Source organism: Kitasatospora sp. NPDC005856, from assembly GCF_040629945.1.
Lineage (GTDB): Bacteria > Actinomycetota > Actinomycetes > Streptomycetales > Streptomycetaceae > Kitasatospora.
On sequence record NZ_JBEXWT010000015.1, the window covers coordinates 81,199 to 101,301 of the forward strand.

The following is a 20,103-nucleotide window of genomic DNA, read 5'->3' on the forward strand; positions in this document are numbered from 1 at the left end:
GGGCCGGGACGCTACCAGGGGAGCTGCGGCGCCGGTGTGCATTTATGACCGCCCGCCGACGGCGATGGATCCGTCCGTCCCGCGCTGCAGTGTGGAACTCCCGTGGTCCGGCGGCCTGTTCGACCTCGGCCGGGTCAATTTCGTCACGCGGATCGCGGCCGGTGCTCAGAGGACTCGGCGGCTGCCGTGCGCGGTCGCTTCCAGGTGGCGTACGGCCCACCAGAGGGTGAGGGCGTCCTCGGTGCGGGCGGGGTCGAGGCCAGTGGCGGTGGTGAGGGAGCGGATGCGGTAGCGCAGGGTGTTGGGGTGGACGAAGAGGGCGGCGGCGGCCTGGTCGGCGTTGGCGTCGGCGGCGAGGTAGGCGGCGACGGTTCGCACCAGAGTGGCACGGCGTGCGCCGTCGGTGTGGCCGAAGCAGCGCTCGGCCAGCTGTTCGCCGACCACCGGAAGAGTCAACACGGCAGAGTGCAGCGGGAGTTCGCCGTTCGCGACGCAGCGGTCGAGGTCGAAGGCGACGGCCAGTTCGTCGGCCCGCTCAGCCTGGGCCAATGACTCGCGCAGTCGGGCCAGGGGCCTGGGTTCGCCGATCCCGGCGGGGAGATCGAAGGAGGTGGGGAGCGGGCGGGTGGTCAGGGCGATCACCCGTCCCATGCCCGGCTCGGCCAGTACGGTGGTCGTGTGGCGGCGCAGGGCCCGTTCCACGTCGGCGATGTCCCGTCCGGGAGCGGGGCGGGCGTGGCAGACCCGGTACTCGGTGCGCAGGTCCAGGCCGAGCGTGGCGGCGGCCGACGGCAGCCAGTCGGCGGGCAGTTCACCGGTCAGCAGTTGCCGCAGCAGCAGCGTGCGGTGTTCCTGGGCCGCCTGAGCGTCGGCGAGTTCGCGTTCGCGGTAGCCCCGGACCATCGCCGTGGAAAGGCGGTCGCAGGCGGCCCAGAAGTCCCGGGTGAGCTCCATGCCGGTCTCGGGCGCGGCCGCGGACCGGGCCTGTTCGTAGAGGGTGTCGAAGGCCAGCCGGGTACTGAGCCGGAAGGCTTCCAGCAGCGGTTCCAGGCCGATGCCCTGTTCGGCCCGCAGGGCGCCGAACGCGGCGAAGGACTCCTGCTCCTCCGCTGCCGCGTCCCGGTCCTCCCGCAGCATGGCGAGAACGGGGCGCAGCACGGCGAGGAGCTCCGTCGTGACCTGCTCCGGGTCGCGCTCCCCGTAAGCGGCGATCTCGCGCACCACGGTGGCCGCGGCCCGCGCCGCCACCTCTTCGAAGGGCACGGCCGCGAGCACGCGGAGGCGGTCGTTCTGCTCGGCCTGGCCCGGGGTTTCGGCGACTTTGTCCATGGCGACAAGTTTCGCTCACCCAACGCTGTGTCGCGCTCCATGGCAGGCCGCGACCGCCGGAGCGAGGGTGGAGACAGATTTCGGCGTGGAGGCGAGGAGAGCCGGCACATGCACGAGACCGTGAACAGCAACCCCGTGGTGGTCGCCGCCGAGCGTGTCTGGGAGGTCCTGGCCGAGCGGCCGGCCGAGGACCTGGAGGTCCTGGTCGAGGACGGCCGGATCGCCGAGGTCGGCCCCCGGGTGGCCCGCCCGGCCGGAACCCGCGTCGTCGAACTCCCTGGCCGCACCGTGACTGTTCGCCCAGCTCAAGCAGCGCCTCGAGGTCTTACCGGCCCCGACGACGTCCCGCACCGCGCCCGCCGCGTCCGAAAGGAACCCGCCCGCCATGCCCCGCCCCAGTCGACTCGCTTCGGTGCCGTGGGACCGGACTCTGCGCAGCGCGCTGGTGATCGCCCTGGCGCTGCCCGTCGCCATCCTGCTGTTCGGCCGGGCCGGGGTGCCGCTGGCCGTGGCGGGGGCGGTGTGCAGTGTCAACGGGGACCACAGCGGGCCGGTGGGGGAGCGGATCGCCCGGTTCGGCGGTGTGCTGCTGGGTGGGTCGGGCGGGCTGCTGCTCGGCTGCCTCGCGCCCGCCCGGGGACCGGGCCAGGTGAGCTGCATGGCCGTGGCGGGTCTGTGCGCCGGGCTGCTCGGCAGCGCCCGCGCCGCCGATCAGCTGGCCGGGCTCAAGCTGATGGTGCTGACCGCCATCGGGATGGGCCTGGGCGGAAGCGCCCCGGCCGGGGACGCCGTGGCGCAGTACGCGCTCGGCTGTCTGCCGATGGCGCTGCTGATCGGCGTCGCCTGGCTGCGGGCCGGACGGCCGGCCTTCCGGCCCCGCTTGCCGGCCCTGCCCGACCGGGGCCGCCTGGGCGCCGCGCTCCGGCTCGCGCTGTGCGTCGGACTGGCCGCCGTCGTGGCCGCACTGCTGCGGCCCGAGCACGCGTTCTGGCTGCCGCTCACCGCCGCACTCGCTTTCCGGCCCGCTGATCCGTCGGTCGTCCGCCGCGTGGCCGACCGGGTGCTCGGCACCGTCGTCGGCGTCCTGGCGGCCGCCCTGCTCGCGCCGCACCTGTCCGGGTGGGCCCTGGTGGTGCTGGCGCTGCTGATCGGCGCGCTGTTGCCGGGTGCCACCGACCTCTCCTACATCCTGCACACCGCCCTGGCGAGCGTGATCGTCCTCGTCCTGGCCGTGCCCGGTCCGCCCTCGGACGGCACGGTGATCACCGCCCGCCTCACCGACACGCTCATCGCCTGCGCCATCGCGCTCGTGGTGGGCCAGCCGTTCCGCGGCCACCGCCGCACCACGGCCTGACCGCTCCCAGAGATACCGACCCAGGAGGTCCGCCATGCCCTGCATCGTCACCGGCGACAACGCCACGTTGCACTACTACGACACCGAGGGCGAAGGCCGCCCGATCGTCCTGCTCTCCGGCTACGGCGCCCCCGCCGACAGCTGGGCCCTCCAATGGGCCGCACTGCGCGCCGCGGGGCACCGGGTGATCTCGCTGGACCGCCGCTGGCACGGCCAGTCCGGCCGGCCCCCGTACGGGCACCGCATCTCCCGGCACGGCATGGACCTGCGCGAACTCCTCATCCAGATGGGCCTGTTCGACGCCGTGGTGGTCGGCCAGTCGATGGGCGCGAGCACGATCTGGGCCTACGCGAGCCTGTTCGGCGGCGACCGGCTGGCCGGGATCGTCACCGTCGACCAGACCCCGAAGATGGTCAACTCACCCGACTGGCAGCATGGTTACTACGGCCTGACGAACGAGAACCTGGGCACCTTCTTCCTCGATCCGGCCGCCATCGACACCGGCCACGGCCGCGCCTGGCCCGACCCGGAGGCCACCGACGCGCTGATCCGCCGTGCCGGCGGGCGGGGCCTGGCCCGCGACATCACCCCGGACAGCTACCCGCTGCTGTTCGACCACGCCTGCCAGGACTGGCGCGACGTGGTGGCCCGCCTCGACGTCCCGGCCCTGATCGTCGCCGGCGCCGACAGCCAGTTCTGGCCCGCCGAACACGCCCACGCCACCGCCGCGTTGAGCCCCCTCGTCCGCGCCGCCGTGGTCCCGGGTGGTGGCCACCCGACCCACCTCGACCAGCCCGACGCGGTCGCCGCCCTGATCACCGACTTCGCCGCCTCACTCGCCTGAGCGAACGCCCACCCCACCCACCGAGCCGGACGGCCCGGGCCGCGGACGACCTCCGCGGCCCGGGCCGTCCCGTGTCACTCCCACAGGAGCATCGGCTCCTTCGCCGCCCAGCAGTACGTCCTCGACCACTCCGAGTGGCTGTCCGGTCTCGCCCTGTGCGGCACTGCCGCCGTCGACCACCTCGCCGCACGCATGGGCGACGACACCGGACCGGACGTCCTGGGCTCCTTCAACCGGCCCTTCGAGCCCGCCCGGACGCCCGTCGACTGGCTCACCCGCGACCACGCCGCCGTCGACGACTACCTCGCCGACGCGCTCTGCGGCTTCTCCGTCGATGCCGAGGGCCCGGCCGGCCTCGCCGCCGCCGCGCCCCGCCTGGTGGCCCCGGTCGGACTACGGCCTGACCTGCCCGTCTACATCTTCGGCGGGAACCAGGACCCGGTGGCCGCCGGCCTGCACCCACGCGACCTGGTGGCCCGCCGCTACCGCGCCGCCGGACTGATCGACGTCACCCACCGCGCCTACCCGGGCGCCCGGCATGAGGTGCTGCACGAGACGAACCGCGACGAGGTCACCGCCGACCTGCTGGGCTGGCTCACGCGCGTCATCGCCTGACGTGGTGCGGCTTCGTCTGCGAACGCCGAAGGCCCGGCCACCAGTTGGGGCCGGGCCGATTCGGTCGGCGATGCGTCAGAGCTTGCGGATCGCGTCCTCGGCGCGCAGGTCGGTGAGGGTCGGGTAGCCGTCGACGGCCATGATCAGGTCAGCCTCGGCGAGGAGCGAGCGCAGCACGTGCACGATGCCGTCGGTGCCGCCGACAGCCAGGCCGTAGGCGTACGGGCGGCCGACGCCGACCGCGGTGGCGCCGAGGGCGAGGGCCTTGACGACGTCGGCGCCGCTGCGGACGCCGGAGTCGAACAGCACCGGCAGGCCGTCGGCGGCCTCGACCACGCCGGGCAGGGCTTCGAGGGCCGGGAGGCCGCCGTTGGCCTGCCGGCCGCCGTGGTTGGAGCAGTAGACCGCGTCCACTCCGCCGTCCTTGGCCCGGCGGGTGTCCTCCGGGGAGCAGATGCCCTTGAGGATGATCGGCAGGTCGGTGATCGATCGCAGCCAGGGCAGGTCGTCCCAGGTGAGGGGGTTGCCGAAGATGCCGATCCACTCGCGGACGGCGGCGCGCGGGTCCTCCTCGGGGGCCTTGGCGAGGCGGGCCCGGAAGACCGGGTCGGAGGTGTAGTTGGCCAGCGCATGGCCGCGCAGCTGCGGGAAGTTGCTGGTGGTGAGGTCACGCGGGCGCCAACCGGTGAGCCAGGTGTCCAGGGTGACCACGATTCCCTTGAACCCGGCGGCTTCGGCCCGGTGCACCAGGCTCTCGGCGAGCGCCCGGTCGGTGGGGGTGTAGAGCTGGAAGAAGCCGGGGGTGTCGCCGAACTCGGCGGCGACCTGTTCCATCGGGTCGACGGTGAGAGTGGAGGCGACCATCGGCACGCCGGTGCGGGCGGCCGCCCGCGCGGTGGCGAGGTCGCCGTGGCCGTCCTGCGCGCACAGGCCGATCACCCCGACCGGCGCCATGAGCAGCGGCGACGGCAGTCGCAGGCCGAACAGGTCGACGCTCATGTCCCGCTCGGTGGCGCCGACCATCATCCGCGGCACCAGGCCGTACCGCTCGAACGCGGTGACGTTCGCCCGCTGGGTGGACTCGTCCCCGGCGCCGCCGGCCACGTACGACAGCACCGACGGCGGCAGTGCGGCCTGTGCCCGAGCCTCCAGCTCGGCGAAGGCCATCGGCATCGTCGGCAGCACGCCCGACAGCCCGTCGAAGTAGATCTCGTTCTGGAAGTCCCCGAACTGCCCCTGGGAGTTCACATCCATCGCCTGTCTCCGTTCCTCTCACCATGGGCGGCCTGGGGGCCGTCCCCCAAGCCGCACTCCCACCGTGCCGCCCGGGGTGCGCGGGAACCATGTGCTCGGGGCCAGTAGGTACGGGCGGCGAATTGTCGGTGGCGACAAACGGCCCCCGGCGGCGGCCCCGGCGACTCCGCCGATCGGATGAATCCCGCGTGCGTCGCGAAGGGCACCGATTCGCACCCTCGCACGATGAACCAGTCCAGCGACCGCTCCTCCTGCAAGGAGACCCCGTGCCCCGGATCACCACAAACGACGGCGTGCAGCTGCACTACTACGACGAGGGCGAGGGCCGGCCCGTGCTGCTCGTCCCCGGCTACGGCGCGCCGGCCGACGACTGGGCGCTGCAGTGGGCGCCTCTGCGCGAGGCGGGCCGCCGGGTGATCTCCCTGGACCGGCGGTGGCACGGGCAGTCCGACCGGCCCTCCTGGGGGCAGCGGCTCTCCCGGCACGGCAAGGACCTGGACGACCTGATCACCGCCCTCGACCTGCGTGACGTCGTCGCCGTCGGCCAGTCCATGGGCGCCAACACGATCTGGGCCTACGTCAGCCTCTTCGGCACCGGACGCCTCGCCGGGATCGCCACGGTCGACCAGACCCCGAGGATGGTCAACAGCGCCGACTGGCCGTACGGCTTCTACGGCCTCACCGAGGAGAACCTCGGCACCTTCTTCACAACGCCGGACTGGTTCGCCACCGGCCACGGCCGTCCCTGGCGTGACCCGGCCGATCTCGACGCCGCGATCAAGGCGGCCGACGGGCGTGGAGCCGAGATCCTGATCACCCCTGACACCCACCCGCTACTGCTCGACCACTCCCGCCAGGACTGGCGCGACGTCGTCGCCCGCGCCGAGGTCCCGGTGCTGATCACCGCGGGCGCCGAGAGCCAGTTCTGGCCTGCCGAGCACGCCGCCGCCACCGCCGCCCTCAACCCCGGGGCCACCTCCACGGTCTTCGACGGCGCGGGCCACGCCGCCCACGTCGACCAGCCCGAGGCCGTCAGCGCGCGGCTGGTCGCCTTCGCCGACTCGGTGGGCTCCGGAGGCTGACCCCTGGCCCCGGTCAGAGCACGGCCCGGCAGACAAGGGATGATCTCCGGCTGTCCTTGCGATACGTGACGCCACCTTGACCACGGGGCAGCCGGTCGGGCGTGATCTTCAACGATGTCTCAGTATCCGGACGATCGAGCGGTTCCTCGGCCGGAAGCCGGTGTTCTTCCTCTAGGCTGGCCTGGCAGCTGGTTCGCCCTGTCCGCCAGGCAGGCGCGTCGTAAGAGGGAACCCGGTGGGAATCCGGGACTGCCCCGCAGCGGTGAGTGGGAACGACCGCCGTCATACGCACTGGGCCCGGCCGGGTCTGGGAAGCGACGGCCAGTAGGTGTCCGCCTTCGAGAGGGCGGGTGTGCCCGCGAGTCCGAAGACCTGCCACTGCCCGCACGCGACCGAACGCGCGCGGCCATCCGGTGACCTCGAGGGCGGGTCGGCGACCATACCAGGCGGACCAGGACCGTACCTTCACTGCGGCCGCTGCCCGGTTTCGTCATCCCTTCCCGCCTTCGTGCCGTCTCCGGATTCCTGAGGAGACAGACTCGCGAAGGAGAGTCCCTTGACCACGACGTCCGCATCCGCGGCAACCCTCGCCACCGTGTACGGCTACCCCCGTCAGGGCCGGGGCCGCGAGCTCAAGAAGGCGATCGAGGGCTACTGGAAGGGCACGGTCACCGCCGAGGCACTGCTCGCCACGGCCGCCGGCCTGCGCCGCGGGAACTGGCAGCAGCTCGCCGACTCCGGCATCGAGGAGGTGCCGACCGGTGACTTCTCGCTCTACGACCACATGCTGGACACCACTCTCGCCGTCGGCGCCGTCCCCGCCCGCCACCGCGCGGCGGTCGACGCCGACCCGCTGAACGGCTACTTCGCCATGGCGCGCGGCACCCAGGACCTCGCGCCACTGGAGATGACCAAGTGGTTCGACACCAACTACCACTACCTCGTGCCCGAGTTGGGGCCGGACACCGTCTTCGCCGCGAACCCCGCCAAGGCCGTCGGCGAGCTGACCGAAGCACTGTCACTCGGCCACGACGCCCGGCCGGTGCTGGTCGGCCCGGTGACCTACCTGCTGCTCGCCAAGCCCGCCCCCGGTGTGGCCGCAGACTTCCAGCCGGTCACCCTGCTCGACCGGCTGCTGCCCGTCTACGCACGGCTGCTCGCCGACCTCAAGGCCGCCGGCGCCACCTGGGTGCAGCTGGACGAGCCCGCCCTGGTACCGGACCGCACCCCGGCCGAGCTCAACGCCGCCGCCCGCGCCTACCGCGCCCTCGGCGCCCTCGCCGACCGGCCGAAGCTGCTGGTCGCGAGCTACTTCGACCGCCTCGGCGACGCCCTGCCCGTCCTCGCCAAGGCTCCGATCGAGGGCCTGGCGCTGGACTTCACCGGCCCGGCCGCCGCCAACCTCGACGACCTCGCCGCCGTCGGCGGGCTGCCCGGCAAGCGGCTGGTCGCCGGCGTGGTCGACGGGCGCAACATCTGGATCAACGACCTGGAGAGGTCGCTGGCCACCCTGGCGACCCTGCTCGGTCTCGCCGGCACCGTGGACGTCGCGCCGTCCTGCTCCCTGCTGCACGTGCCGATCGACGCCACTCTCGAACGCGACATCGACCCGCAGATCGCCCGCTGGCTCGCCTTCGCCAAGCAGAAGGCCACCGAGGCCGCCCTGCTCGCCCGCGGCCTGCGCGAGGGTACCGGCGCCGTCACCGCCGAACTCGCCGCCAACCGCGCCGACCTCGCGTCCCGCGCCACCTCACCGATCACCCGCGACCCGGCCGTGCGCGCCCGCGCCGCAGCCGTCACCGAGGCCGAAGCCCGCCGCGCCCAGGCCTACCCGCAGCGCGCCGAGGCCCAGCGTGCCCGCCTCGGACTCCCGTTGCTGCCGACCACCACCATCGGCTCCTTCCCGCAGACCACCGACCTGCGCCTCGCCCGGGCTGACCTGACCGCGGGCCGCATCGACGCGGCCGCGTACCGGGAGCGGATGGAGGCCGAAGTCCGCGACGTCATCTCCTACCAGGAGAAGGCAGGCCTGGACGTCCTCGTCCACGGCGAGCCCGAACGCAACGACATGGTCCAGTACTTCGCCGAACAGCTCACCGGATACCTCGCCACCCGGCACGGCTGGGTCCAGTCCTACGGCACCCGCTACGTGCGACCCCCGGTCCTCGCCGGCGACATCTCCCGCCCCCACCCGATGACCGCCGATTGGTTCCGCTACGCCCAGGACCTCACCGACCGCCCGGTCAAGGGCATGCTCACCGGCCCGGTCACCATGCTCGCCTGGTCCTTCGTCCGCGACGACCAGCCGCTCGCCGACACCGCCCGCCAGGTCGCCCTCGCCCTGCGCGACGAGGTCACCGACCTGGAGGCCGCCGGCGCCGTCGTCGTCCAGGTCGACGAGCCGGCCCTGCGCGAGACCCTCCCGCTGCGGGCCGCCGCCCGCCCGCACTACCTGGCCTGGGCCACCGAGGCCTTCCGCCTCGCCACCTCCGGCGTCCGCGCCGACACCCAGATCCACACCCACATGTGCTACGCCGAGTTCGGCGCGATCATGACCGCGATCGACGACCTCGACGCGGACGTCATCTCCCTGGAGGCCGCCCGCTCCCACATGGAGGTCGCGGGTGAACTCGCCGAGGCCGGCTACCCGCGCGAGGTCGGACCCGGCGTCTGGGACATCCACTCCCCGCGCGTCCCGAGCATCGGCGAGGCCGTGTCCCTGCTGCGCGCCGGGCTCGCGGCCATTCCGGCCGAGCGGCTGTGGGTCAACCCCGACTGCGGCCTGAAGACCCGCGGCTGGCCGGAGACCCGCGCCTCGCTGGAGAACCTGGTGGGCGCCGCCCGCCGCCTGCGGGAGGAACTCGCGGGCTGACATGCCGGGGCGAGACACCGAGGGGCGGGCACGGCGACATGTGTCGTGCCCGCCCTGGCGGTCGGACGGCCAGATCTGGCAGTGGGCCGTGACGGTGCGGACCGGGGCTCCCGGCACGCGTACTGGACGACCGTGCGAACGGGTAGGTTGGCTGGCCGTCGGTGGTAACGGGTTCGGAGGGCGGTGGGTGATGGTCGCGCGGGCGGTGGTGGACTGTGCGCTGTACGAGGACGGGCGGCGCCTGCCTGGCGACGTCGAGCTGTCGCAGGTGCTGCGGCGGATAGCGGAGGTGCCGGGCCGTTTCGTCTGGATCGGCCTGTACGAGCCGTCCGCGGAGCAGTTCGCGCAGATCGCGGCGGCGTTCGAGCTGCACCCGTTGGCGGTGGAGGACGCGGTGCGCGCGCACCAGCGGCCGAAGCTGGAGCGGTACGGGGACACGCTGTTCCTGGTGCTGAAGACGATCACCTACGTCGAGCACGACAAGGTCACGGCGACCAGCGAGATCGTGGACACCGGCGAGATCATGGTGTTCGCGGGTCCGGGCTTCGCGATCGTGGTCCGGCACGGCAGCGCGAAGTCGCTGACCGGGGTGCGCAAGGACCTGGAGGCAGCGCCGGAGCTACTGGCCCTCGGGCCTGCGGCCGTCCTGCACGCGGTTGCGGACCACGTGGTGGACCAGTACCTGGAGGTCGCGGACGCCTTCGAGCGGGACGTGGAGGAGCTGGAGTCGGCGGTGTTCTCCCACGAGCGCACGGACGACTCCGGCCGGATCTACCAACTCAAGCGCGAGCTGCTGGAGTTCAAACGGGCGGTGATGCCGCTGGGCATGCCCCTGCAGCGGCTGTCGGACGGCTCGCTCCCGCAGGTGCCGACCGGGATCACCGCGTACCTGCGCGACGTCGCCGACCACCACACCCAGGCCAGGGAGCGGATCGCCGCGTTCGACGAGCTGGTGGACGGCATCCTGGCGGCGAGCATCGGGCGGCTGTCCCTGCAGCAGAACACGGACGTGCGCCGGATCAGCGCGTGGGCGGCGCTGGCGGCGGTGCCGACCATGGTCGCCGGCATCTACGGGATGAACTTCGACACCATGCCGGAGCTGCGGTGGACGTTCGGCTACCCGGCGGTGCTGCTGTTCGTCGTCACGGTCTGCGTGTTCATCTTCCGGGCGTTCCGCCGCAACGACTGGCTCTGACCCGCTGGTCATCACAGTGCCGCGACGGGTCTAGACTTGGCGCGGTTGTGAAGGCACCTCGTTCGGTGAGGCGTCGCCACGGACACAGGCCACTGACCCCACGACGTCGAGAGACGCCCAGGGTCAGGACAGGTCTCCCCGGCTCAAGGGGTGATCCCAAGTGGCTGCACCCCCAAGGTGCTACGCCGTGGTGTGCCAAAGCTCTGACGAGATCAGGGGCGCCTTTCCCGCAGTCGATCCGTCGTGGTGCGAGGCCGATCCCCTGATGACCGTGTCCGGTTGACGCCATGGTGCGTCCAGGCGGTGAGGAGGTGAGACCTGTGGAGTGCAGTAGTCCGGGCCGAAGTCGGCCCCGCTCCGGGATGTTCTCGTTCACTCCTGACGCCCGCCGTCCTTCCGTCCGCACGTCTCCCCGGTCTTCCCGTACGGCTCGCTACTGAGCCACGGGCCCTGTCCCGGGGCCGGTCGTCGCGTGGTGGACGTGCTTCCGGGCGCCTGCCGCTCCGCTCCCGCGTCCTGCCATGGTGCCGGTGCGTGCGGCGGACACGGACCCGTCCGTTCGCGATCGCGCTGACGGGCTGGACGTGATCTTCAAGCGCCGCAACTGGTTGTGACCACTGTGTCGAGGAAAGGAGGCGCGATGCGCCGTTACGGTTCCGTGGTCGTCTTCTCGGCGATGTTCGCCTGGGTCGCGTTCATCGCCGTCTGGATCGAACACGGTCAGTAGGGCTGCCCGCCGCCAGCGTTGCCAGCCGTGCACGCCGAGGTCGTCCATGGCCTCGCGCAGGTCGGTGGGGATGGCCATGGCACCGGCGATGGTGTTGACGAGGATGTACCTGTGTACTTGGCAGAGCCTTTGCCTTTGGGCGTCTGCCCGGTGGGTGAACCTGCGTGGACGCCCGCCGTGCGGATCCAGCCTGCTGGCGGACGGTGAGCCGGTGGTGCCGGACGGGGACCCGTTCCCGGCACAGGAGGGGCACGACGGCGCGTGCCCGGTGTGACGGGTCAGCTGTCCGAGGGTGGGAGGTCCCGGTACGGGGCGCGGGGCTTGGGGACGGCGTGCTGCTCGGCGACGTCGATCCGCGGTGATGGCCCTGACGGCCGATGTTCCCGCGTGGGTCGCACCGGTGCTCGCCGTCCTCGCCGTGTGCGTCCACGGCGTCGGGGGGTGTGGGAGTCCTCGGCCGGCTTCGCGCTCGGCTTCGGCCTCGCGCCCGACCACGCCCAGGGGCAGTACCAGGGCCTCTTCGGGATCGGCTTCGGCGCCGGCCAGGCCCTCGCCCCCGTGATCCTCACCGGAGCGGTCCTCTCGCTCGGACACCCGGGATGGCTGCTCCTCGGCGCGTTCTTCGGGGTCCTGGGTGCGGCCGGGCCGCCGGTGGCCGCATGGGCCGAGCGGACCCGCCCGGCGACGCCGGTTGCGGAGGCCTCCGTGGAACGGCGGCACGGCGAATCGCCGCTGCTTCAGGCCGAGTGACGGGTAGGGGCCGTGGCGCGCCCCGGCCTGGTGTCGTCGGCGGCCGGCGTCCTGTGGTCGAGCACGCACCGGTGAGGAACCGGCGTCACGGGCGGGGCGGCGGGGCTCACATCCGGCGGACGCGCAGCACGCTGGTCAGCATCGGGAGGGTGAACTCACCGGCGCCGGTCTCCGGCCGGTCGGTGAGATAGGCGTGGGTCTCGTCCAGCAGGGCCTTCCGCTCCCGCTCCGGTATGACCAGGACGCCCGCCTTGGTCGCGAGGGTGGCGACGAGCGAGTCGGCGGTGCGCTGCTGCCCGTGCGGGAACTCGGCCTGCTCCGGCGAGTCGAACCAGGCGTCCCCGCCGGACTTCGGCAGGTGCATCCGAGCCGTCTCGGTGCGCCAACTGGCGGGCACGTCGCGCGGGCCGATGGCGGCGGGGCCGGTCACGCGGGCGAGGCCGGCCACCCAGTCGACCCGGTCGTCGAAGACGTTCCACAGGCCGGCCAGTACACCGCCGGGCGCGAGGACCCGGGCGATCTCCGGGCCGGCCAGCTCCATGTCGAACCAGTGCATGGCGTTGCCGGACACCACCGCGTCGACCGCGCCGTCCGGCAGCGGGATCGCCTCGGCGCTGCCCGCCAGCGCGCGGACGTCCGGGAGCGTGTCGCGCAGTTCGGCCAGCATCGCCGGGTCGGGCTCGACCGACACGACGTCGTGGCCTAGCGCGACCAGTGTGGCGGTGAGCTTGCCCGTGCCGGCGCCGAGGTCGAGCACCCGTGAACCGGGTGCGAGTTCGAGCGCCCAGCGCACAGCGGCCCCCGCGTAGTCCGGTCGATGCTCGGCGTAGGCGCCGGCCGCCCTGCCGAACGACGAGCTGTGCAGCCGCCGTTCGTCCTGCTCGGACTCCTGTCCGGTGGGCGCGAGGCTCTGCGCGGCGTCCCCGTGGTGTTCGGTGTTGTGGTCGGTCCCCGTCATCGAAGCTCCTTGTGATCGGCGGTCCGCACCGGGTGCGCGGCACGCTGCGGCCGCCCGGGGTCGACCGACCCGGGCGGCACGAAGTATCGGGCCGATGTATCGATCCGATATATCGAGACACTAGGTACTCCATCGCCGCGGCACAAGGTCCCCTTCTGCTGACCAGGGATCAGGGCCGGTGTGCGGGCGGGTGATCGAGGGGCCGGGTGACGGCGCGAGCGGGTGAATTGAACGCGTTCAGAAGAGTGGGCTAGGCTGGTTCCGAGGAACCGAGAAACCGAGGCACGAGGGGGAGCCCATGAAGGTCGTCATACCCGGCGGAACGGGCGCGCTCGGCGCGCTGCTCGACCGGAGCCTGACCGCCGCCGGACACCAGGTCGTCGTCCTGACCCGCAGGCCCGCCGGGCCCCGGCAGGTCGGCTGGGACGGACGGACCCTCGGCGCCTGGTCCGCCGAACTCGACGGCGCCGACGTCGTGCTCAACCTCGCCGGGCGCAGCATCAACTGCCGCTACACCGAAGCGAACCGGCAGGAGATGATGGACTCGCGGGTGCACTCGACCCGGGTCGTCGGCGAAGCCATCGCGGCCGCCCGTCGGCCGCCCGCGTCCTGGCTCCAGATGAGCACCGCCACCGTCTACGCCCACCGCCACGACGCCCCCAACGACGAGCGGGACGGCCTGATCGGCGGCACCGAGCCCGACGCCCCGCCCGCGTGGCGGCACAGCATCGAGGTCGCCCAGGCCTGGGAACGCACCCAGGCGGAGGCCGACACCCCGCACACCCGCCGGGTGGCCCTGCGCACCGCGGCCGTCCTCGGCCCCGAGCGGGGCGGCTCCCTCGACGCGCTCTCCTGGCTGGCCCGGCTCGGCGCCGGCGGGCCGGTCGCGGGCGGCGCCCAGTACGTCTCCTGGATCCACGAGCGGGACTTCGTCCGCTCCGTCGAGTTCCTGATCGGGCAGGAGGACCTCACCGGCCCGGTCAACCTCGCCGCCCCGAACCCGCTGACCCAGCGCGAGTTCATGCGCGAGCTGCGGACGGCCTGGGGCATGCCGCTGGCCCTGCCCGCCACCCGCTGGATGGCCGAGCTGGGCGCCTTCGCGCTGCGCTCCGACACCGAGCTGCTGCTGAAGAGCAGGCGCGTCGTCCCGACCCGCCTGCTCGACGCCGGCTTCGCCTTCGACTTCCCGAACTGGCCGGAGGCCGCCCGCAATCTCGTCCGGCGGCTGCGCGGGCGGTAGCCCACGGTCCTCACGCGGCGTCGTCCGGCGGCTTCGTCACGAGGCCGTCACAGCTCCCCGTCGGTGCTTGCCCAGGCCCGCCGCTCCCCGGGAGCGTGGAGCCACACACCGGGGAGAGCAGGGGGCGGGATGCGGACGGTACGGCTGTCGTTCATGCAGCGATGGGGAGGCAACATCGGGATCGGCTGCGCGCTGGCCATGGTCGCGATGTTCGCGCTGGTCGGAGCCGGGGCCACCAGCCCGGGCAAAGCCACCCTGATCGGCGTGCTGATCGCCGTCGCGGCGGCCCTCGCGGTGCCGCACACCTTTTGGCTGCGCGAGGACGAGGACGGCCTCACCCTGGTGCGGCTGCTGGTCCCGCGCCGCTACGCCTGGTCCGAGATCCGCGGCCTGGCCATGGAGTTCCACGAGGAGGTCGAGACCAGCGGCCACCACGTCACGCTCCGGCTGCGCCTCGCGGACCCGCAGGGCCGCTTCTGGGGCCCGGCGCTCGGCCGGGTCGACGTCACCGGCGACGACCGTCCGCGCGGCGTCGAACCGCCCGCCCTGGCCGAGCTGTTCGCCGTGTTCGGCCGGCACGGACTGCCCGTCGACGAGCCGGAGTTCGCCGACACCGTGCTCCACGTGTACGGGCTGCCGCCGATGCCGCCCCCGCCGGTGCGGAGCGTGCCGGTCGGACCGGTGCCCGCGGCCGCCCAGGCGTACGCGGACGCCCCGGGCGTCGAGGAGGAGGGACAGGCCCTGGCCGCGGTCCGGACCATCGTCAAGAGCCCGCCCCGCAAACGCCGCGCCCATCTGCTGCGCACCGCCGCACGCGCCGACCGCATCGCGCTGGCGGGCGATGACGCGGACCGCGGGGAGGTGGCGGCGGCACGGATCGCGGCCGGGAACCTGACCGAGCACGACGGCGTCACCGCCGACGGCGACGGCGCGCGCGAGTACGTCCGCCAGCAGTACCTGGAGTGGTCCCGGTCCGCCGCCGCCGGGCGCGACGGCCGCCGAGCGGGACGTTGACGGCCATCCCGTGAGTCGGCGTGTCGAACAGCGCGCGCGTGGGCCGGGGGCCCGGCAGGAGGCCTGGCGGCCCCGGTTGGCAGCGGCCCCGTGGGGTAGGCGCGCGACATGGAGGACACCGGACCCCCGGCGGACGATCCCACCGTCGACGGCGCGAATTCGCTGGACCTGTGCGACCACTGCGGACGGGCCGTCGCGAGCGCCGAACTGCTCGGCGCCCTGGTGCCGGACTCCTCGGCACTGCACTCCACCGAACCCGAGCTGGACGGCAGACGGGTCGTCCTGGCCTGCTCCGTGGACCACCTGGCCGCCCTGATCGCGGACTACCGCCGCCGCCCCTTCGTCGCAGAGGAACAGTGGGCCGCCAAGGTCTGCCGGACCCTGGCGGGGTACGAGGGGCCCGTGCCGCTGAGCGTGGTCGCCCGCCTGAGCGGCCTGTCCGAGGAGCAGGCGGTCGACGGCGTGGAGTGGCACAACGCCCGCGCCCGGGAATGGCGGCGGCGCTACGGGGGCCAGGGCGGCGACTGACCGGACTTGCCGACGCACGCAGCCTAGACAGGCTGTGGCCACCGAAATACAGTGAGTTTCGTTCCTGCGGCAGCAGGAAAGACAATGGGGGCGGAAATCGGGACGGCGGCTGCGGTGCCGTCTTGTCCCGCTATTCGGTGGGCTTCCTTGTTTCGTGGGAAGCAGCTCGGGAAGCTGACGAGGGCGCGCCGTGCGCGTCCGTAATGCTCCCGCCGTACGGCGTTGCCGTACGCGCCGAATGGGCCGCGCCCTTCCCGCCCGGAAATGCGGCGCCGAAAATGCTTCTCAGTCGCGGCGCCGACTTCGACTCGTCCGCTACACCCCAGACGGAAGGAGAGAGGCCATCATGCCCCTGTCGGTAGCTGACCTCGCAAAGCTCGGAGACGCACCGGTCGCGATCCAGTCGACGTTCTTCCCGAACATCTACCTGCGCATGGACGGAACCGGCGTGACCACCGCCACCGACAACGGAGGCGGGAAGGTCAACTGTCAGTACGGCATCGGCCCCTTGACGACGTACAAGGTCCGGCCGCAGGCCGACGGCTCGTATTCCTTCGAGTCGACGGCCTTCCCGAACGTGTTCCTGCGCATGGACGGAAACGGCGTCCCCACCACCATGGCGGGTGGCGGGACGGTCAACTGCCAATTCGGCATCGGCCCCTGGGAGAAGTTCAAGGCCCGTACCCAGGCCGACGGTTCCTTCTCCTTCGAGTCGGCGGCCTTTCCCGGAATCTTCCTGCGCATGGTGACCGGCAGCGGAGTGACCACCGCCACCGGCCCCGGCGGAACGGTGAACTGCCAGGTCAACGCCAACGGCGGCGAGAACGAGAAATTCTATCTCGACAAGGCGTAGCAGTCCGCCCGCTCGGCGAATTCACGCCTCGGGTTCTCACGGAATCATTCGTGACGCCGTAGAAGGCCGGGCCTGAGCATTTCGCCGAGGCACCGAAAGGGCGGGCCGGTCACACACCCGGCCCGCCCTGCCGGCGTGCCCGCCGCCCCTTCGGTCAGCCGGTGCGCCCGGCGTCAGCGGGCCGGGAAGCGGCTGTGCTCGACGAGTCCGGCGAACTCCTCGCAGAACGACGGACCGACCGGCTGGACCACGACTCCCGCCAGTGCGGCCGGTGTGCCACAGTCGGCTGCCCGGGACAGCTCGACGCCCGTCCCCAGGACGGCCACCCGGCGGCCCGGCCGACTACGTCCCGAGCAGGTGGTCCAGCACCCGGCCGAAGACCACGCGCCCGGCCCCGGCGAGGACGGGATCGGCCAGCCGGGGCAGGCCGACGACGGCCAGCTCCTCCGTCCAGAGGGCCGTACTGCCGCCGCCCACCGCCCGGACCCGCAGTTCGGCCCAGCCCCGCACCGGTCGGCCACGCTTGACCAGCCGGCACCGCCCCTCCCGGCCCGGGCCGGGGGTGACCAGCTCGGTGAGCTCCATCGGGTCGTCGAAGCGGAGCGGCCCGAGGGCCGTCCGGGCCAGGACGACGTCGCCCGCCTCCCGGCCGGTGCCCCGGACCACGCGGACCCGGGTGAACGGCACCCGCTCACCGTGCCGGGGCCAGGCCGTCAGCCGCTCCCAGCACTCGGCGGGCGGCAGCGGCGTACGGCGGATCAGGACGAAGCGGGCCACGGGGTCACCCTAGCCGCGCGGCCGCCCTAGCGACGCCGCGGACGCTCTCCCAGCAGCCCCGCCACCGCCGCCAGGTCGCCGCCCTCGTCGAGCAGCACCACCGGCGGCGGGTGCGCCGGCGCCCCCAGCCGGGCGATCTCGTACGCGGTGAGCCCGAGCCCCGGCGGGGCGACCAGGGCGATCGGCGCGCGGGACTCCAGCAACGGGCCGAGCACCGGGCGGTAGGCGGCCGCGGCAGGGGCGTCCCCGGCGGGGCGCAGCACGCCGAGGGCCTGCGGGCCCGGCCAGCCGTGGGTGATGCCGGGATAGCGGGTGTCCGGGGCGCCGGGCGGGGGCAGCAGCAGGACCCAGCCCGCGCCCGGGCGGGCGGCCCGGCACAGCATGTCCAGCCGTACCGCCGGGGCGGCCGGCTCCCGGTGCTGCGTGCCGGCGTCCGCGGGCTCGCCCGGCCGGGGCGCCGGCTGCCCGGCCAGGGCGGTCCGCAGCACCTCGGTGGCGCCCAGCCCGCTCGGCAGGTCCGGGAAGGAGCGCAGCAGGTGGGCGCTCTGGTCGAGGAGTTCGGCGGCGTCCCGGTCGCTCAGCAGGGCGCGGTCGTGGGTGGTGGTGAGGACCAGTCCGCCGGTGGCGTCGTAGTGGGCGCAGAGTGTGATCGGGTAGGAGGTGAGGGTTCCGGCCGGGACCGGGCTCTCCACGCGGATGCCCTGCGCGGCCAGGTCGCTCTCCAGTCGCGGGTGGTGCTGTGTGGCGGGCTGGTGCTCCAGCACGACCAGGCTGTTCGGCCGCTGCCCGCGCGCGCCGGGTGTCCAGCGGTGGGCCTGGCCGGGCGAGACCCACTCGTACGCCGCGAGGTCGAGCACCCCGTCGCGCAGCGCCGCGAGCAGTTGCGGCACGGTGGTGCCCGGCTGCACCCGGACGGAGATCGGCAGCGGGTTGCGCAGGGCGCAGGGCAGCCGGTCGATGCCGTCCAACGGGACGCCCCGGCCGGAGACCGTCACCGCGAAGCCGACCCGCACCGCCCGGGCCGGGTGGCGGGGCCGGTCCGCCTGTGCGGCGCGGTACAGCAGCAGCGCCCAGGCCGTCTGGAGCGCACTGCTCTCGCCCGCGCCCCAGGCGGCCGCCCAGCCGCGTAGCCGGACCGTCTCGTACGGGGTGAGCCGGTGCCGGGCCCGGCCGCTGCCGCGTCGGCGCGGATCGGGGGCGAGGGGCAGGACGGCGGTGGCGGCGGGCCGGGTGGACCAGAACTGCCGTGCCGCTTCGGTGCCGAGGCCGGCCAGCCAGCGGGCGTGGTCGCGCAGGTCCGGGCGGCGCTCGCCGCCGGGCAGCGGGCCGCCGGCGAGGTAGGCGCGGTAGAAGGACCGGAGCAGCAACCGCACGCTCCAGCCGTCCAGCATGGCCTGGTGGTAGGTGAGCAGCACCCGGGTCGCGGGTCCCTCCCCGGCGTCCGGAGGGGCGTCGACGAGGGTGGCGCGCAGCAGGGCGGGGCGGCGCAGGTCGAAGCCGCGCCGGCGGTCCGCGGCGAGCAGCTCCTCCCAGTCGGCGGCGTCGTGCCGGTGCCGGGTCACCTCCGGGGCGGCGTGCTCGTGCAGCACCATCCAGGGGTCGTCGGTGTCGTCCTCGTCCCAGTCGAAGGCTGTGCGCAGCACGGTCTCGCAGTCGACGACGGACTGCCAGGCCGCGGTGAAGCGCGCGGTGTCCAGCGGCCCGTGCCAGGTCCAGGACAGCTGCTCGACGTGCCGCCCGTCGGTCGCGGCCCCGCCGACGACCTGGTGCAGCAGCTCCCGCTGGAGTGCGCTGGTCGGCACGGTGACCGGCTGCGGCGGGTGCGCCAGCGCCTCGCGCAGTTCCTCCAGGGTCCCGACGGCGCGGGCGAGCGGGCCGGACGCGATGCCGACGAACAGCCGTGGGCCGTTGCCCCAGCCGCTGCTCGGGTCGCGGCCCCGGTCGTCGCCCGGGTGGCCGTGCGAGGTGTCGTGCCCCGTGTGCTCGACCAGCACCGCCCGCAGCCGGGGACCGGTGACCAGGCTGCGCCCCAGGTCTGCCAGCACCCGGTCGAGCGCCTCCGGGCCGTTCACCCTGCGCTGCCACAGCAGTTCCGCCGCGGGCCCGGCGGAGTCCTCGGCGGTGACGGTCCGTAGCGCGGCGCGCAGCGTCTCGGCCGGGTAGGTCCCGTGCAGTTCGACCAGGACGAACTCCGCTACTCGGCCGGGGCGTTCGGTGTTCCTCCGGGTCCGGGCGGCGATGTCGGGCGGACGGCCGACGGGCGAGGAGGGCGCGGGCACGGGGACGCCGGGCGCGGGGGCGCCTGGCACCAGCAAGGTGACGGGTTCGCTGGCGAACTGACGGTTCGTCATCTTTGATCAGCGGGCACCGGAGCCTTCATCCTTCCCGTGGGCCGGCCGGGATCGCGCCGGGGCTGCTGGGTGGCGAGCCCGCCGCAGGCGTTCAGCACCTGGGCGGTGAGGCCGGCCGCGGTCGGGCTGGTGAGGTACGCCGCCGGCGAGGCGACCTCCTCGGGTGTGGTGCAGCGGCCGAGCGGGATGTGCGTGGCGGAGTGCTGGTGGCTGGTCTCGGGGTGGTGTCGGAGGCGGTCGCGCACCGGTGGATGCGCGGGGCTCGGGGGGCGAAGCGGGCGGTGTGCCGGGGGCGGCAACCTCGCGCCCGCGGAAGGGTGTTCGAGTCGGGGGCGGTGGGGTGAACGCGTCGCATCCTAG

The 20,103-nt window shown here is 73.6% G+C and carries 17 protein-coding genes, 1 pseudogene and 2 riboswitches; of the genes and pseudogenes, 11 read left to right on the forward strand and 7 right to left on the reverse strand.

Translation table 11 applies throughout. From position 1 onward, the window contains the following. Positions 1–165: 165 nt before the first annotated feature. Positions 166–1,329 carry a helix-turn-helix domain-containing protein gene (locus ABZ449_RS12410; protein WP_360344476.1) on the reverse strand — a complete coding sequence of 388 codons (1,164 nt, stop codon included), beginning with the start codon at positions 1,327–1,329 and terminating at the stop codon, positions 166–168. A gap of 385 nt (positions 1,330–1,714) precedes the next feature. Between ABZ449_RS12410 and ABZ449_RS12415 the strand changes: the two genes are divergently transcribed. From ABZ449_RS12415 to ABZ449_RS12425, 3 genes are all read left to right on the forward strand, one after another. After that, positions 1,715–2,683 (forward strand): FUSC family protein, encoded by a 969-nt coding sequence (locus ABZ449_RS12415; protein ID WP_360344479.1) that lies wholly within the window; start codon positions 1,715–1,717, stop codon positions 2,681–2,683. Positions 2,684–2,717: 34 nt separating this feature from the next. Continuing rightward, positions 2,718–3,527, forward strand: a complete 810-nt coding sequence (locus tag ABZ449_RS12420; RefSeq protein WP_360344482.1) for an alpha/beta hydrolase — start codon at positions 2,718–2,720, stop codon at positions 3,525–3,527. A gap of 90 nt (positions 3,528–3,617) precedes the next feature. After that, positions 3,618–4,142, forward strand: a complete 525-nt coding sequence (locus tag ABZ449_RS12425; protein WP_360344596.1) for an alpha/beta hydrolase — start codon at positions 3,618–3,620, stop codon at positions 4,140–4,142. A 75-nt stretch (positions 4,143–4,217) separates the two neighbouring features. Here the strand turns inward: ABZ449_RS12425 and ABZ449_RS12430 are convergent, their stop codons facing one another. Further along, the gene (locus ABZ449_RS12430; protein WP_360344485.1) at positions 4,218–5,396 is read right to left on the reverse strand and encodes an alpha-hydroxy-acid oxidizing protein; all 1,179 of its coding nucleotides are present in this window, start codon (positions 5,394–5,396) and stop codon (positions 4,218–4,220) included. Between the two features lie 266 nt (positions 5,397–5,662). Here ABZ449_RS12430 and ABZ449_RS12435 point away from each other — a divergent pair, with 266 nt between their 5' ends. From ABZ449_RS12435 to ABZ449_RS12450, 4 genes are all read left to right on the forward strand, one after another. After that, positions 5,663–6,478, forward strand: coding sequence for an alpha/beta hydrolase (locus tag ABZ449_RS12435; protein WP_360344488.1), 816 nt, complete (start codon positions 5,663–5,665; stop codon positions 6,476–6,478). A 189-nt stretch (positions 6,479–6,667) separates the two neighbouring features. Then, a riboswitch (cobalamin riboswitch) is annotated at positions 6,668–6,856 on the forward strand. A 178-nt stretch (positions 6,857–7,034) separates the two neighbouring features. Beyond that, positions 7,035–9,350: a 5-methyltetrahydropteroyltriglutamate--homocysteine S-methyltransferase gene (metE, locus tag ABZ449_RS12440; RefSeq protein ID WP_360344491.1), complete on the forward strand. Its 2,316-nt coding sequence runs from the start codon at positions 7,035–7,037 to the stop codon at positions 9,348–9,350. 190 nt (positions 9,351–9,540) lie between these two features. Then, entirely contained in the window at positions 9,541–10,545 is a 1,005-nt protein-coding gene (locus ABZ449_RS12445; RefSeq protein ID WP_360344599.1) for a magnesium and cobalt transport protein CorA, read from the forward strand. 50 nt (positions 10,546–10,595) lie between these two features. Next, a riboswitch (M-box (ykoK) riboswitch) is annotated at positions 10,596–10,770 on the forward strand. A gap of 943 nt (positions 10,771–11,713) precedes the next feature. After that, entirely contained in the window at positions 11,714–12,022 is a 309-nt protein-coding gene (locus ABZ449_RS12450) for a hypothetical protein (protein ID WP_360344494.1), read from the forward strand. Between the two features lie 106 nt (positions 12,023–12,128). On the opposite strand, the gene ABZ449_RS12455 is transcribed toward ABZ449_RS12450, so the two are convergent. Continuing rightward, positions 12,129–12,980 carry a class I SAM-dependent methyltransferase gene (locus tag ABZ449_RS12455; RefSeq protein WP_360344497.1) on the reverse strand — a complete coding sequence of 284 codons (852 nt, stop codon included), beginning with the start codon at positions 12,978–12,980 and terminating at the stop codon, positions 12,129–12,131. Between the two features lie 298 nt (positions 12,981–13,278). Here ABZ449_RS12455 and ABZ449_RS12460 point away from each other — a divergent pair, with 298 nt between their 5' ends. From ABZ449_RS12460 to ABZ449_RS12475, 4 genes are all read left to right on the forward strand, one after another. Further along, positions 13,279–14,220 (forward strand): TIGR01777 family oxidoreductase, encoded by a 942-nt coding sequence (locus ABZ449_RS12460; RefSeq protein ID WP_360344500.1) that lies wholly within the window; start codon positions 13,279–13,281, stop codon positions 14,218–14,220. 153 nt (positions 14,221–14,373) lie between these two features. Continuing rightward, the gene (locus ABZ449_RS12465; RefSeq protein WP_360344503.1) at positions 14,374–15,234 is read left to right on the forward strand and encodes a hypothetical protein; all 861 of its coding nucleotides are present in this window, start codon (positions 14,374–14,376) and stop codon (positions 15,232–15,234) included. Between the two features lie 108 nt (positions 15,235–15,342). Beyond that, the gene (locus ABZ449_RS12470) at positions 15,343–15,762 is read left to right on the forward strand and encodes a hypothetical protein (RefSeq protein WP_360344505.1); all 420 of its coding nucleotides are present in this window, start codon (positions 15,343–15,345) and stop codon (positions 15,760–15,762) included. 346 nt (positions 15,763–16,108) lie between these two features. After that, positions 16,109–16,615, forward strand: a complete 507-nt coding sequence (locus tag ABZ449_RS12475; protein WP_360344508.1) for a hypothetical protein — start codon at positions 16,109–16,111, stop codon at positions 16,613–16,615. A 173-nt stretch (positions 16,616–16,788) separates the two neighbouring features. On the opposite strand, the gene ABZ449_RS12480 is transcribed toward ABZ449_RS12475, so the two are convergent. The 4 genes and pseudogenes from ABZ449_RS12480 to ABZ449_RS12495 all read right to left on the reverse strand — a co-directional run. Beyond that, entirely contained in the window at positions 16,789–16,941 is a 153-nt protein-coding gene (locus ABZ449_RS12480) for a hypothetical protein (RefSeq protein ID WP_360344511.1), read from the reverse strand. A 16-nt stretch (positions 16,942–16,957) separates the two neighbouring features. Beyond that, entirely contained in the window at positions 16,958–17,392 is a 435-nt protein-coding gene (locus ABZ449_RS12485; protein ID WP_360344514.1) for an SRPBCC family protein, read from the reverse strand. 26 nt (positions 17,393–17,418) lie between these two features. After that, positions 17,419–19,743 (reverse strand): condensation domain-containing protein, encoded by a 2,325-nt coding sequence (locus ABZ449_RS12490; RefSeq protein ID WP_360344517.1) that lies wholly within the window; start codon positions 19,741–19,743, stop codon positions 17,419–17,421. A gap of 74 nt (positions 19,744–19,817) precedes the next feature. Continuing rightward, a pseudogene (locus ABZ449_RS12495) lies at positions 19,818–20,042 on the reverse strand (SDR family oxidoreductase); the annotation flags it as partial. Between the last annotated feature and the right edge of the window lie 61 nt (positions 20,043–20,103).

Excerpts from the sequence above, each read along its gene's own strand:
- ABZ449_RS12410 (WP_360344476.1), bottom strand. The coding sequence starts at position 1,329 with ATGGACAAAGTCGCCGAAACCCCGGGCCAGGCCGAGCAGAACGACCGC.
- ABZ449_RS12415 (WP_360344479.1), top strand. The coding sequence starts at position 1,715 with ATGCCCCGCCCCAGTCGACTCGCTTCGGTGCCGTGGGACCGGACTCTG.
- ABZ449_RS12420 (WP_360344482.1), top strand. The coding sequence starts at position 2,718 with ATGCCCTGCATCGTCACCGGCGACAACGCCACGTTGCACTACTACGAC.
- ABZ449_RS12430 (WP_360344485.1), bottom strand. The coding sequence starts at position 5,396 with ATGGATGTGAACTCCCAGGGGCAGTTCGGGGACTTCCAGAACGAGATC.
- ABZ449_RS12445 (WP_360344599.1), top strand. The coding sequence starts at position 9,541 with ATGGTCGCGCGGGCGGTGGTGGACTGTGCGCTGTACGAGGACGGGCGG.
- ABZ449_RS12455 (WP_360344497.1), bottom strand. The coding sequence starts at position 12,980 with ATGACGGGGACCGACCACAACACCGAACACCACGGGGACGCCGCGCAG.
- ABZ449_RS12460 (WP_360344500.1), top strand. The coding sequence starts at position 13,279 with ATGAAGGTCGTCATACCCGGCGGAACGGGCGCGCTCGGCGCGCTGCTC.
- ABZ449_RS12465 (WP_360344503.1), top strand. The coding sequence starts at position 14,374 with ATGCAGCGATGGGGAGGCAACATCGGGATCGGCTGCGCGCTGGCCATG.
- ABZ449_RS12470 (WP_360344505.1), top strand. The coding sequence starts at position 15,343 with ATGGAGGACACCGGACCCCCGGCGGACGATCCCACCGTCGACGGCGCG.
- ABZ449_RS12475 (WP_360344508.1), top strand. The coding sequence starts at position 16,109 with ATGCCCCTGTCGGTAGCTGACCTCGCAAAGCTCGGAGACGCACCGGTC.
- ABZ449_RS12490 (WP_360344517.1), bottom strand. The coding sequence starts at position 19,743 with ATGACGAACCGTCAGTTCGCCAGCGAACCCGTCACCTTGCTGGTGCCA.